At 68.6% G+C, this 12,934-nt stretch carries 9 protein-coding genes; 5 read left to right on the top strand and 4 right to left on the bottom strand.

What is annotated here, in order from left to right; genetic code table 11:
* The first annotated feature begins 88 nt into the window (after positions 1 to 88).
* Positions 89 to 766 (top strand): SDR family NAD(P)-dependent oxidoreductase, encoded by a 678-nt coding sequence (locus ACIQVL_RS44690; protein WP_403478376.1) that lies wholly within the window; start codon positions 89 to 91, stop codon positions 764 to 766.
* Positions 767 to 800: 34 nt separating this feature from the next.
* Here ACIQVL_RS44690 and ACIQVL_RS44685 read toward each other — a convergent pair whose 3' ends face one another.
* The 4 genes from ACIQVL_RS44685 to ACIQVL_RS44670 all read right to left on the bottom strand — a co-directional run bounded on the left by ACIQVL_RS44685 (position 801) and on the right by ACIQVL_RS44670 (position 7,301).
* Complete coding sequence (locus ACIQVL_RS44685; protein WP_403478375.1) at positions 801 to 2,414, bottom strand: DUF5597 domain-containing protein; 1,614 nt, start codon at positions 2,412 to 2,414, stop codon at positions 801 to 803.
* A 117-nt stretch (positions 2,415 to 2,531) separates the two neighbouring features.
* Entirely contained in the window at positions 2,532 to 4,043 is a 1,512-nt protein-coding gene (locus tag ACIQVL_RS44680; RefSeq protein WP_403478374.1) for a family 43 glycosylhydrolase, read from the bottom strand.
* A gap of 135 nt (positions 4,044 to 4,178) precedes the next feature.
* Entirely contained in the window at positions 4,179 to 6,296 is a 2,118-nt protein-coding gene (locus ACIQVL_RS44675; RefSeq protein WP_403478373.1) for a beta-galactosidase, read from the bottom strand.
* A gap of 27 nt (positions 6,297 to 6,323) precedes the next feature.
* The gene (locus tag ACIQVL_RS44670) at positions 6,324 to 7,301 is read right to left on the bottom strand and encodes a LacI family DNA-binding transcriptional regulator (protein ID WP_403478403.1); all 978 of its coding nucleotides are present in this window, start codon (positions 7,299 to 7,301) and stop codon (positions 6,324 to 6,326) included.
* Between the two features lie 505 nt (positions 7,302 to 7,806).
* Between ACIQVL_RS44670 and ACIQVL_RS44665 the strand changes: the two genes are divergently transcribed.
* From ACIQVL_RS44665 to ACIQVL_RS44650, 4 genes are all read left to right on the top strand, one after another.
* Positions 7,807 to 9,180 (top strand): ABC transporter substrate-binding protein, encoded by a 1,374-nt coding sequence (locus ACIQVL_RS44665; protein WP_403478372.1) that lies wholly within the window; start codon positions 7,807 to 7,809, stop codon positions 9,178 to 9,180.
* Positions 9,181 to 9,183: 3 nt separating this feature from the next.
* Positions 9,184 to 10,095 carry a carbohydrate ABC transporter permease gene (locus tag ACIQVL_RS44660; RefSeq protein WP_403478371.1) on the top strand — a complete coding sequence of 304 codons (912 nt, stop codon included), beginning with the start codon at positions 9,184 to 9,186 and terminating at the stop codon, positions 10,093 to 10,095.
* The gene (locus ACIQVL_RS44655) at positions 10,092 to 11,006 is read left to right on the top strand and encodes a carbohydrate ABC transporter permease (protein ID WP_403478370.1); all 915 of its coding nucleotides are present in this window, start codon (positions 10,092 to 10,094) and stop codon (positions 11,004 to 11,006) included. The genes ACIQVL_RS44660 and ACIQVL_RS44655 overlap by 4 nt, the downstream gene beginning before the upstream one ends.
* 112 nt (positions 11,007 to 11,118) lie before the next feature.
* The gene (locus tag ACIQVL_RS44650; protein ID WP_403478369.1) at positions 11,119 to 12,771 is read left to right on the top strand and encodes a family 20 glycosylhydrolase; all 1,653 of its coding nucleotides are present in this window, start codon (positions 11,119 to 11,121) and stop codon (positions 12,769 to 12,771) included.
* Positions 12,772 to 12,934: the final 163 nt, after the last annotated feature.

Here is a 12,934-nt window from a genome sequence, read left to right as displayed (position 1 = left end):
CCGGCAATCCCTCGCCACGGACGCGGCCGTGTCGGCCCACGTGGAAGCGGCATCCGCCGACATCCCCCTTCCCGACAGGAGTCACCGCATGAACGCCAGAACGGCCCTCGTGACGGGCGGCGCCCGCGGACTCGGTGCGGCCGCTGCCGAGCGTCTGCGAGCCGACGGTCTGAAGGTGACGACACTTGACCTCGAAGCCGCCGACATATGCGTCGACATCACCGACGAAGCGGCACTTCGCCACGCGACCGACGAGCTGGGCTCCATTGACGTACTGGTCAACGCGGCCGGCATTGTCGGGCCCAACAAGCCGCTGCCGGACACCGTGCGCGACGACTGGCTCCGCGTCCTCGACGTCAACGTCCTGGGCACCGTGAACACCATGCGTCTGTTCGTGCCCGGCATGCGGGACCGGGGATGGGGGAGGGTCGTCAACTTCGCCAGCATGGCCGGCAAGGACGGTAATCCCAACCTTTCCGTCTACTCGGCGTCCAAGGCCGCCGTGATCGCCCTCACCAAGGCAGCGGGCAAGGAACTGGCCACCAGCGGAGTCCTGGTCAACGTGGTCACGCCCGCCGTCATCGCCACACCCATGAACGAGACCACGGCGCCGGACGTACTCGAACGCCTCACCAGCCTGATTCCGATGGGGAGGATCGGACGTCCCGAGGAGGTGGCCGAACTCGTCGCCTTCCTCGGCTCCGACCGCGTCAGCTTCTCCACCGGCGCCGTGTACGACATCAGCGGTGGGCGTGCCACGTACTGAACCAGACTCCGGCCAGGTGGCCGGCATCACGGGTTCAGCCCGAAAGACTCCTCGTCCGGGAGTACACTGAGAAGCGCACCAGACCGGACGGGACTCCGGAGGCGGGCATGAAGCCGTGTGCTCGGGCCGGGTCGTCCGCGATCCTGATCCGGGTTCCGGAGGAGGTCTCGTCGCCGTTGAGCCTCCGCTGCGGCACGAGTTCGCCGTTTCTCACGACGAGCTCGTCCGCCTCCAGGATCGCGATCGGCCCGTCGCCCCGCGGACACGGGTCCACCGTGAACGCGTGGCCGGCGGCGATGAACGTGTGTTCGTCGCTCTGCAGCAGGAGGCCGTAGCCGACGGCCTCGCCGTCGCCGCACGCCGTGTCAGCCCTGATCACGAACCGGTGCTGCCCGAGCGTGAGCGTCTCCTTCTCGCCAGGCGGAACCCTGAAGCCGCGCACGCGGTCCTGGGGCCAGGCGGTGAGAATGTGCCTGTCGAGTGCCGCGAGCTGAGCGTAGGTGCGGCGCAGGTCGAGGGTCTCCTCGTCCTTGAGGGAGTCGAAGCCGAACGGCGCGACTCCGATCGCACCGTACCTCCCGATGGCGAGGAAGGTGTGCGAGACGCCGTGACGGTCGGCGCGCAACTCGGGCACGAACAAGGCGGCGTTGGTGTCCGCGTAGTCCTTGAACGGGATCTCGAAGTCGCCGAAGTACACGTCCGGCGCGAGGAAGTCGATGGCGGGGGCGGCTTGCTTCCAGGCCGCGTTGACGTGCGGGAGCGGTCCTCCGCTGGGGAACACACCGGGTGTCTGGCCGCCGGCGAAGGTGACGTCCGTGGGCTGCGACGCGTCCGGGATGATCGAGTCCAGCCACGCGTTGACGAACAGCGGTATGTCGTGGCGCTCCCGGCCCGCGGCCGCGACGTGCTGGACGTAGGCCGCGTAGTGCCAGGCCATGAACAACTCGGCTGTGCGGTCGGGGTCGCCCGTCAAAGCCCCCCATGTCGGGGCGGGCGGTTCGGCAGGGGCGTGGACGTGGGGGAAGGCCTTGGAGCGCAGGGCGTCCAGGAGGGGGGCCGGTACGGGAGCGTCCCAGGCGGCAGCGGCGTCCGGTCCGTGGGAGCGGGCGGCGCCGAGCAGGCCGACCTCGTTCTCCACCTGCACCATGATTACGGTCCGGTCGTGGCCGTCGATGCGTGCGAGGTGTTCCATGAAGGCGGCGAAGGCGGCGGCGTCGGCGTCGCGGTTGGCCGTGGAGAACGGGCTGAGGTTGTCCAGCGGGTCGCCGTTCTCGTCGCGCTGCAGGGGGAACCGGGACGGATCGAGTTTGACCCAGGCAGGCGTGTAGCTGGAGGAGGCGTTCTTCCAGCTTCCGAACCAGAGAAGCACCAGCTTGAGCCCGTGGTCGCGGGCGCCGACGAGCATGGCGTCGACCAGGCCGAAGTCGAACGCTCCTTCGCGCGGCTCAACGAGTTCCCAGCTCACCGGGGCGAGCACGGTGTTCACCCCGGCGTCGGCGCATCGCTTCCAGAGCGGTTGAAGGTACTCCACGCTGGACGACGTGGAGTTGTGCAGCTCGACGCCTCGGATCAGGTACGGCTCGCCGTTGACGAGCAACTGGCCGGAGGCGGAGTCGATGAAGAGGTCTTTCAAGAGGCTTCCCATCATGGGTGGGGTGGTAGGCGGAAGGCCTGGGGCAGGAGATGCCTTTTGCCGTTGCCGCTGTACGGCTACCGCGCGGTGACATCAGCACCGACAGCCGACAGCCGGCGGCTCGTGGCACCGTCAGCCCGCAGCGGGCGAGGTTTCCCACCCCGAGTAGTGGAAATCGGCGAAACGCGCCGTCCCCTCGCTCGCGTGGAGTCCGACGATCCGGCCGGTGAAGGACGCGCAGGTCTCCGACGTCCAGTACCGTCCGTCGAGTTCGGCGAGCAGGGTGCCGCCCGACAGCAACCGGATACGGTCCCCGCCCGTGGCCGTGGCCGCTTCGGTCGGTTCCTGGAACTCGATGCGCAGTTCGATCGGGCCGCCGGGGAATGAGCTGTGCCACTCCTGGCGCAGACCGGCGACGGCGGCCCATGCGGTCACCTTGGTGCTGCCGTCCTGCGTTCTCGCCTCCAGGCCGAAGTGATGCCGTTCGTCGTAGCGTGTCGCCAGACCGCCCACGCCGTCGGCCGCGTCCACCGTGGTGGTCACGACGGCGTTCAGGTGGCGCTGGCGGCGGCCCACGAAGACCGGCTGCGGGTCGTCGAGGCCGGCTCCCCGGCCGCGCAGTACCAGGCGGCCGTCGGTGACACGGCCCACGGCTCCCGGTGTGGTGCGGACCGCCAGCCACCCGGGATCGTCGAGAGCGATAGCGTCCTCGAACGAGAACTCGTGACCCTCGGTGTCGGCACGAGGAGTGAGGCCGACCGCGGAGATCGCCGGCCAGGCGTCCTCGGTCCAGGTGACATCGGTGATGAACGTCTCCCTGCCCAGCGGGGAGAACGCCTGCGCCTCCCCGATGGGACGCACGCCCAGCAGCACCATCGCCCAACCGCCCTCGGGCGTTTCCACCAGATCGGCGTGCCCGGTGTTCTGGACCGCGCGTGGGGACCCGCTCGCCGTCAGCAGCGGGTTGGCCGGATGCCCGGTGAACGGGCCGGTGGGTGAGGCTCCGCGTGCGACGCTCACCGCGTGTCCGCGTTCCGTGCCGCCCTCGGCGATGACCAGGTACCAGTGGTCGCCGCGCCGGTACAGATGCGGCGCCTCGGGAAACCGCAGCCCGGTGCCGGACCACAGCGAGCGCGGCCTTTCGAGAGCCCGGCCGGTGGTGAGGTCGACCCGGAACTGTTCGATGCCGTAGTGGCGACCCGCTTCGTTTCCGGACAGCCGCAACCCGGAGTAGGTGACGTAGGCCGTGCCGTCGTCGTCCCAGGCGAGGTCCGGGTCGATGCCGTCGACGCCGGTGATGGTCAGTCCGTCGCTCCACGGGCCGGCGGGGTCGGTGGCGGTGAAAACGACGCAGCCCCGGGGGCTGCCGACCACCGTGACGATGACGTGGAAGAGCCCGTCGTGGTACCGGATGGTGGGTGCGAAGACGCCGGCGCCGGTGACGACGGAGCCGACGGCGACCTGCTCCGGGCGCTCGGCGACGTTGCCGATGTGTTCCCACTCGACGAGATCGGTACTGCGGTACACCGGCAGGCCGGGAAGGTACTCGAACGTCGAGGTCACCAGGTAGTAGACGCCGTCGACCAGCACCACGCTCGGGTCAGGGTTGAAGCCCGGGATCAGCGGGTTGGGCCGGCGGGTCATGGTGTGATCTCCGTCTTGTCGTCGCCCGGCCGTGCGTGGCCGGCGGCTGTCTGGTTCATGGGACGGTTTTCTTTCGGTGATGGAGAGCGGCCGAGACGTGGCGAGCGCGGCGCGCGGTCGGCGGAGCCGGAACGATCACGGCTCGACGGTGACGACGACGTCCCACGGCCCCAGTTCGACGATGTCCCCGGCGCGGAACTTGCGTTCGGCGAGGATGTCTTCCAGGTCGACGGGAGCGGTGACCGTCTGCGGTTCCCAAGCCCAGTTGTGGAGGATGTGCACCCTCTGGCCGTCGTTGTTGGTCGCGCTGTTGACCGTGACGCTCTGCGGCAGTTCGTTCCAGAGCGCGGCTGTGGGGCGCGCCCACTCGAACAGGGCCTTGGCGAAGGAGACGCCCGGCAGGGTACCCACGCACGTGATGCGGCCCTTGCCGTGCGACCGGGTCGTCGCGGCCGCGAACCGCCGGAAGTGCGGATGCTCGTAGACCGCCAGGACCTGGGCGTCACCGGCCACCAGGCCGTCGGCCCAGCGGGTGGCGGTCGCGTCGCCCGGCAGCCGCAGCCCGCCGTCCTGGCCGGCGGTCAGGGGGATGTCCGTGTCGAAGTTGCTGTACTCGCCGTAGGAGGCCCCCGCGGGGCCGGACAGCACCGGAGGCGCGACCTCTTCCCGGGCGCGGCCCTCCTCGTCGGTGTAGCCGGTGCGCGGGCCGAGGACCAGGTGTCCGCCGACGGCGGCGTAGGCGGTGAGCCAGTCGAGCAGGCGTCGCTCGGTCACCTGCGTGCCCGCGGCGACGAGCAGCGGGTGCTGTGCGGCGAACCGTGCGGGATCCGGGCTTTCCTGTCCTGGCGCTCCGTCGAGAATCTGGTCGTCGTGGACCAGCCGTGCCTGCAGCCGGGCGTCGAAGGCACCCCGGTAGAAGGCGTCGAAGATCTCCCGGTAGGCGTGCCGGTCGGGGGCGCCGTGCGCATCGGCCAGCAGGGGCTGTTTCTCCATCAGCCACTTGCTGGCGGAGGAGTACAGGAAGACGACGTCGCTGTGCGGCGTCAGGTCGGCCACCGTCTCGCCAGCGGCGGCGAACTCGGCTCCCAGCCCCGCTATCTCGTGGTAGGCGCGACCGGGGACGTCGCTGTGCGGAAGGACGCCGCCCCAGTACGTCTCGGCGCCGAAGCGCAGGGTGTTCCACTGCCAGTACTCGATCATCTTGGCGCCGCGGGCGACCAGTGCCCAGGCGGCCTGGCGCCACTGCCCGTCGTAGGCGGGCTTGATGCGCCCGGCGTCGTTGATCGACGACGCGACCGTCTCGGTCACCATGAACGGCGCCTGGCGGGAGGCGTACATGCGGTCCGCCGTCAGGTGCAGGGCGGGCACGCCTGTGGTGAACCAGTTCCGCTGCGTGGGGTGCGGCTGCGGGAGCAGCAGCGCGTCCTGCATGCCGTAGTAGGCGTTGCCTGAGGTGATGTCGAGTTCGCGGGAGACCAACTCGTCGTTCATGGCAGGAAGTTGATAGGCGATGCAGGTCGTGACGAACTGCCCGGGTTCGGTGTAGCCGCGTACGATGCCGGCCTGCCAGCGGATGAACTCGGCCGTCTGCTCGGCCTGGAACCGGCGCCAGGCCAGGTCGTACTGGGGTTGTGCGTTGCCGTCCGGTCTCCACAGGTCGGCCCAGTCGGACAGGCGGTGCGACCAGTAGACGAGCCCCCACTCCTCGTTGAGGGTCTCGACGTCCTTGTAACGATGGCGCAGGTGGTCGACGAAGCGCTGGAAGACAACGTGGTTGTGCAGCAGATGGAAGCCCGGCTCGTTGTCCACCTGGACACCGATCACCGCGGGATGGCCGGCGTAGCGCTCCATGATGACGCGGATGACCCGCTCGGCGTGGAAGCGGAACGCGGCGTGGGTGAAGTCGACCTCCTGGCGCGCGCCCCAGCCGACACGTTCGCCGGTGGACGTCTCACCGGCGATCTCGGGGTACCTGCGTGCGAGCCACGGTGGCACCGCGTAGGTGGGTGTACCGAGGACGACCCGGATGCCACGGGCGTGCGCATGATCGAGGACGGGCTGCAACCAGTCGACGTCGAAGCGGCCGTCCTCGGGTTCCCAGGTCGACCACACGGACTCTCCGACGCGGATGACGCTGAACCCGGCCGCGGCCATCCGGTCGAAGTCCTCGGTGACGCGTGGGCCGCGCTGGTACTCGGCGTAATAGGCCGCTCCGAAGAGGATCTGGCGGGGCAGGCGCGACGTGTTCGTCACGAGAACTCCTGACTGTGTGGGGGTTGCTCACCGGGGCGGTGCGGTCGACTCGCGGACGGCGAGGACCGGTTCACCGAGATGTATCCGGCGGCCCGTGGAGGTGGGTGCGGTGATCTCCTCGACCAGCAGCGCGACTCCCTCGGCCGCCATGGTGTCCAGGTCCTGGACGATGGTGGTGAGGGCGGGGTTGAGGAAGCGGGCCGCGGGGATGTCGTCCATGGCCACGACGCTGACGTCGTCGGGCACGCGGCGGCCGCTTTCGTGCAGGGCCCGGATCACGCCGATCGCCATCTCGTCGTTGGCGACGAAGACCGCGGTCATCGCCCGGTCCTCGGCGAGTCGGAGCCCTGCCGCGTAGCCGCCCTCGCAGGTCCAGTCGCCCTCGACCGGGTCGACCGCCGGCAGACCGGCGTCGGTCAGCGCCGAGCGCCAGCCGTCGGCACGGTCCCGCGCCGCCCACCAGCGGTCGGGTCCGCTGACATGACGGATCTCGGTGTGGCCGAGCTCGATGAGGTGGCGGGTCGCCACCTGGCCGCTGCGATCGTCGCGCTCCGCCGCCTCGATCCGGCGCGGGGCCGCGAGGCCGTGGAACCGTCCCATGGTCAGCACCGGCACGTCGACGTTGACCGTTATGGGGCCCTCGTCAGTGTCCTCGGGCAGGATGATCCCGTCGACGCCCTGCTCCAGCAGCCGCTCGATCGGACCGGCGAGAGCATGGTCGTCGTCCTCGCCGGTGTGCGCGACGACGGTCGCGTAACCCAGCCGGCGCGCTGCCGATTCCGCCGCGACGATCAGCGTCGCAGGGCCGTACAACCGGGCGCCGAGCGCGACGACACCGATCCGGCCCGTCCGGCCGGAGGTCAGGCTGCGGGCGGCCGCGTTGGGGCGGTAACGCAGCTGCTGCGCGGCGCGCAGCACCTTCTCCCGCAGCTCGGGACGGACATGCGGCTCGCCCCTCATCACACGCGACACGGTCTTCTGCGACACGCCGGCCAGGCGTGCCACGTCCGTGCTCGCAGGCCGGGGAGCGACCCCGTCCCCGCCGGTGGGTACCACGACTCACCGATCCTTTCAGATCTCGACCCGCCCGATGGCGGCTGCCGCACCGGGAAGTTGAACGCGCCCAGACTACGTAGTCAATAACGGAATGGGAAGAACTCAGATGATCGTCCGTCCGACGTCACCAGCCCGTCATTGCGGGTTGGAAAAGGTATGGCGGACCTCTTGACTTCGGCATGTCCCGCGATTCAAGGTACCGCTTGACTTCGTAGTCAAAGCGCGAAGGTGCGCACAAGGCGATCGCCACGGTGATCGGCCCCCGGGCCGAAGAGGCGTCATGCTCTCTGGTTCACGTATGGGTGCGCCGAAGCCCCGCCGACAGGCGCGATGAGCATCCATCCGCCTCAGACCAGGCGACACAGTCCCTGTGCGCCGACATGCAGTGTCCGACGCGGTCGATGTTCGACAGCACCAGGGCGTCCGATCGCCCGGAAGAGGGAGAGCACAACTGATGATCAGTCAGCCGGAGACCCCTTCGAGAGGATGGAGCCGCCGCTCCTTCCTCGCCACGAGTGCCCTGGCCACGGCGGGAACGGCGCTGACCGCCTGTTCCGGCTCCGACGGCTCGTCCGGCACGGCGGCCAAGCCGGTGTCGTCGGCGAGCATGGCGGCCGCACTGAAGAAGCCGACCGAGATCACCTTCTGGACCTGGATCGATCTCAAGAAGCAAGTGGCCATGTTCGAGGCCAAGTACCCCAACATCAAGGTCAAGGTCGTCAACGCCGGCCAGAGCGCCGACGAGTACAAGAAGCTCAGGACGGTGCTCAAGGCCGGCACGGGAGCACCCGACGTGGTCCAGATCGGGCTCGACACCCTGAGCGCGTTCGTCATCACCAAGGACCTGCTGGACCTGGCACCGTACGGCGCGGGCGGCCTGAAGGACGACTTCGTCGACTGGACGTGGAAGCAGGTGTCGGTCGGGGACAAGGTCTACGCGATTCCGCAGGACACCGGTCCGATGGGCATGCTGTACCGCAAGGACGTCTTCGACCACTACGGGCTGAGCGTGCCGAAGACCTGGGAGGAGTTCGCCGCCCAGGGCCGCAAGCTGCACTCCGCGACTTCCGGGATCGCGATGACGAACCTGCCCGACAACGACGCGCCGAACTGGCTGGGGCTGGCCTGGCAGGCGGGCGCCCGTCCCTTCAAGGTGAACGGGAGCAACGTCACGATCGGCGTCAACTCGTCGAAGATGAAGCAGCTGGCCGACTTCTGGACCCCGCTGGTGCAGCAGGGGATCGTCTCGGCCGACCCGGACTTCAACAACGACTGGTACGCCGGCCTCACCAAGGGCACGTACGCCACCTGGGTCACCGCCGGCTGGGCTCCGCTCTTCCTGCAGGGCGCCGCGGCCAAGAGTTCCGGCAAGTGGCGCGTGGCACCCATTCCCCAGTGGAGCGACGGGGCGGCGGTGTCGGGCAACTGGGGCGGCTCGACGAACGCGGTCACCGCGCAGACGAAGCACCCGGAGGCAGCGGCCGCCTTCGCCATGTTCATCAACCACGACAAGAAGTCGTCGCTGAGCATGGCGACCGACCTGTCGCTGTTCCCGCCCCTGCGGAGCACTCTGAGCGACCCCGCGTACGTCGGGCACGAGTCCACCTTCTTCGGCGGCCAGAAGGTCAACCAGCTGTTCTCGCAGTACTCCGAGACGGTCAGCGCCGACTTCCAGTGGAGCCCGTTCAACGACTACGTCACCAACAGCTACAACCCGACCGTCGGCACCGCCCTGACGCGCAAGAAGTCGCTGTCGGACGCGCTGGACGGGTGGCAGGAATCGCTCACCTCCTACGCCCGCAAGCAGGGCTTCAAGGTGACTGGCTGAGTCATGGCTCTCGCACTTCCCGGGCGTCGAGGACGCCCCCGACAGCGTCGGCCGCACGGCCTGGCGGGGTTCCTGTTCGTCGCGCCTTTCATGGTCGTCTTCATCGCGATGTTCGTGGCTCCGCTCGGCTACGCCGGATACCTGAGCCTGTTCCGTACGCAGATCGTCGGCGGAACGGTCTTCACCGGCCTCGGCAACTACGTCGACGCCTTCCACGACCCCCAGCTCCGCGCGGGCCTGACCCGGATCGTGAAGTTCTTCCTCCTCCAGGTGCCCCTCTCGATGGTGCTGGCCACCGTCTTCGCCCTCGTCGTCGACTCGGGCCGGGTATGGGCTCCGAAGGTCTTCCGACTGGCGTATTTCGTTCCGTACGCGGTCCCGGCGGTCGTCGCCAGCCTCATGTGGGGCTACATGTACGGCCGGAAGTTCGGCGCCTTCACCCAGCTCGCCGAGCACTTGGGAATGTCCAACCCGGACTTCCTGTCGGCCGGCCATCTGCTCCCCTCGATCGCCAACGTCGTGACGTGGGAGTTCACCGGCTACAACATGATCATCCTGTACGCGGCGCTCCAGGCCATCCCTGGGGAGCTCTACGAGGCCGCCGCGCTGGACGGCGCCGGGCCGATCCGCACCGCCCTCCACGTCAAGCTGCCCCTGCTGCGGCCCGCGCTCGGGGTGATCCTGCTGTTCTCGATCATCGGGTCGTTCCAGCTGTTCAACGAACCCCAGGTGCTCGTCCCCTCGGCCGGTTCGGCCATCACACCCGGCTGGACACCCAACCTGTACGTCTACAACCTCGCCTTCACCGATCAGCAGACCAACTACGCCGCCGCGGTGTCCTTCGCCCTCGGCCTCGTCATCCTCGTGGCGACATACGTGGTCTTCGGCCTCGGAAAGCTGAGGAGGTCTCGATGAACAGCACCCTGGACGCCCCCGCCGTCTCACACACGCCGACGCAGCCTGTCACCCCGGTCAGGCGCCGCAAGGACCGCAAGTCGGTCCTCGCGACCGTCTTCCTCCTGGCCTTCTTCTGCTACTTCCTCGTGCCGTTCTTCTGGCTGGTCGTCTCCGCGACCAAGACGAACGGCGACCTCTTCGACTCCTTCGGCTTCTGGTTCTCCGGGCACTTCAACCTGTTCGACAACATCCAGGCCGTCTTCACCTACTCCGACGGCGTGTTCTGGCACTGGATGGCCAACTCCGCCTGGTACTCGGTCGCCGGAGCGCTGGGGGCGGCCCTGCTGGCCACCTCGGCCGGATACGGGTTCTCGAAGTTCGCCTTCGCCGGCCGGTCCGGCATGTTCAACCTGATCCTCGGCACCATCGCCGTACCGACGACGGCGCTCGCCATCCCGACCTACCTGCTGTTCAGCAAGGCGGGACTCACCGACACACCCTGGGCGGTGATCCTTCCGTCCCTGGTCAACCCCATCGGCATCTACCTGATGCGGGCCTATGTGGCGGACTCGGTGCCCGACGAGATCCTGGAGGCCGGGCGCATCGACGGAGCGAGCGAGGCGAAGATCTTCTTCCGCATCGCGCTGCCGATGACCGTGCCGGGATTCACCACGGTGTTCCTGTTCTCGCTCGTGTCCACCTGGAACAACTACTTCCTGCCACTGGTCATGATCAGCAACCCGCGCTGGTACCCCGTCACCGTCGGCCTCGCCCAGATGAACGCCACCGCCAACGCGGGCGGTGGATCCCAGGCGCTGTTCTCCGTGGTCATCACCGGTGCCCTGATCTCGATCATTCCCCTTGTCATCGCCTTCCTGCTGCTTCAGCGGTTCTGGCAGTCCGGACTGTCCGCGGGCGCGGTGAAGTAACTCCCGCCCCCGGAACCGACGTTCCGACGGAGCACGGATGCTCCCTGTTCATGTCCAAGGTGCCGACGTCCGTCCGACCGGCCGGACGTCGCCGTCGAGAGAGGAACTGGCATTGAACGACAACGGTTTCAGCAGACGCCGCATCCTGGCGGGCGCGCTGGGCACGCTGGCCGGCGTGGCCGCGGCGCAGACCGCGCATGCCGCGCCGCTCACCGCGTCCACCGCGTCCACCGCGTCCACTGCGGCCTCCACGGCCGACAGCCCGGTCACGGACGGGGGCTCGTCCCGGCCGGCCACGATCCCCGCGCTGCGGGAGTGGACGGCCCGGTCCGGCTCGTTCCGGATCGGACCGTCCTCCAGGATTCTCGTCCGTCCCACTGACTCGCACCGCCTGCGGTCGGACGCCGGCCTCCTCGCCGAGGACCTGCGGGCCCTGACCGGGCACGCCGGCCGGACCGTGATCACGAACGACGCCCCCCAGAGCGGCGACGTGGTGCTCGACCTTCGCGCACGCGACACGCTCCTCGGCACCGAGGGGTACCTCCTGACCGTGGGCGAGAGCGTCCGCATCAGCGCGAGGGCGTCGGCCGGTGTCTTCTACGGCACCCGTACCCTGCTCCAGCTCCTGCGGCAGAACACGACGGTCCCCGCCGGTACCGCCCGCGACTGGCCGCGTTACGCGGAACGCGGCCTGATGATCGACATCGCCCGCAAGCACCACTCGTACGACTGGCTGGCCGCGCACATCAAGGACCTGGCCTACCTGAAGCTCAACTACCTGCACATCCACTTCAGCGACGACGAGGGCTGGCGCATCGAGAGCCGGGACGGCCTGCAGTCACCGGAGTACCTCACCAAGGATCAGGTGCGCAGCCTGATCGAGCTGGCGGCGCGGCACCACATCACCGTGGTGCCCGAGATCGACATGCCCGGCCACCTGGGCTGGGCGCTGAGATCCCACCCCGAGTTCCAGCTGAAGGACACGGACGGAAACATCGCCCCCAACAAGATCGACTACTCGATCCCGGCCGCCCGGAAGTTCCTCCGCGATCTCGTCGAGGAGTATCTTCCGCTCTTCCCCGCCCCCTACTGGCACATGGGCAGCGACGAGTTCCTCGGCGAGGCGGAGTTCCTGAAGTATCCGCAGTTGGACGCGTACGCCAAGGACACTCTCGGCCCGACCGCCACGGCGAAAGACGGAATCCACGGACTCGTCAACGACTTCAACAAGCTGGTGCGCTCCCGCGGCAGGACGCTCCGGGTCTGGAACGACACCTTCACCCCTGACAGTCTCTTCCCGGTCGACAAGAACGTCGTCGTGGAGTGGTGGACGGACCTCAACACGCCGATACCCAGCACGAACCCGGTGACGCCTCAGGAGCTCGTCACCGAGGGCTATACCGTCCTCAACGCCAGCTTCTATCCCACATACGCCTACCCCGTGCCCAGCTCCCCGTCCCCGGCAACGCCCCGCGCCATGTACGAGAACTGGGCCGTGCACCGATTCCACGGATTCGCCTACTTCGACGACAACGGCACCGGGTTTCCGTTCCACGACCTCGCTCCGGCGGAGCCCGGCAACCGCGGCGCCGCCGTGCACTTCTGGAGCGGCGGGTCCACCACCTGGACCGAGGAACAGACCGCCGCGTCCCTCTTCCCGAGACTACGGGTGATGGCACAGAAGACGTGGGAGTCGGCTCCTCTGGTCAGCACGTACGAGGAGTTCGAACCGATCGTCCAGCAGCTTGGCTCGGCACCGAGCTGAGCCGGGCTTTGTGCCGCAGGAGGGTGGCCGGCTTGGCGGTCGGTCACCCTCGGCACGTCACGTCCGCTGGTGTGCGCCCTCCGTTCGACCATGGCCACCACCCCGACGCAGTCCGGAACGGAACGGCCTCATCACGCGCCAGCGCCTCTGAGGAACGGCTCCG

Origin of the sequence: Streptomyces sp. NPDC090499 (assembly GCF_044769305.1) — a bacterium.
GTDB lineage: Bacteria > Actinomycetota > Actinomycetes > Streptomycetales > Streptomycetaceae > Streptomyces.
The sequence above is the reverse complement of the archived record's forward strand: the minus strand, read 5'-3'. Positions and strand labels throughout refer to the sequence as shown.

Excerpts from the sequence above, each read along its gene's own strand:
- ACIQVL_RS44665 (WP_403478372.1), top strand. The coding sequence starts at position 7,807 with ATGATCAGTCAGCCGGAGACCCCTTCGAGAGGATGGAGCCGCCGCTCC.
- ACIQVL_RS44680 (WP_403478374.1), bottom strand. The coding sequence starts at position 4,043 with ATGACCCGCCGGCCCAACCCGCTGATCCCGGGCTTCAACCCTGACCCG.
- ACIQVL_RS44655 (WP_403478370.1), top strand. The coding sequence starts at position 10,092 with ATGAACAGCACCCTGGACGCCCCCGCCGTCTCACACACGCCGACGCAG.
- ACIQVL_RS44660 (WP_403478371.1), top strand. The coding sequence starts at position 9,184 with ATGGCTCTCGCACTTCCCGGGCGTCGAGGACGCCCCCGACAGCGTCGG.
- ACIQVL_RS44690 (WP_403478376.1), top strand. The coding sequence starts at position 89 with ATGAACGCCAGAACGGCCCTCGTGACGGGCGGCGCCCGCGGACTCGGT.
- ACIQVL_RS44685 (WP_403478375.1), bottom strand. The coding sequence starts at position 2,414 with ATGATGGGAAGCCTCTTGAAAGACCTCTTCATCGACTCCGCCTCCGGC.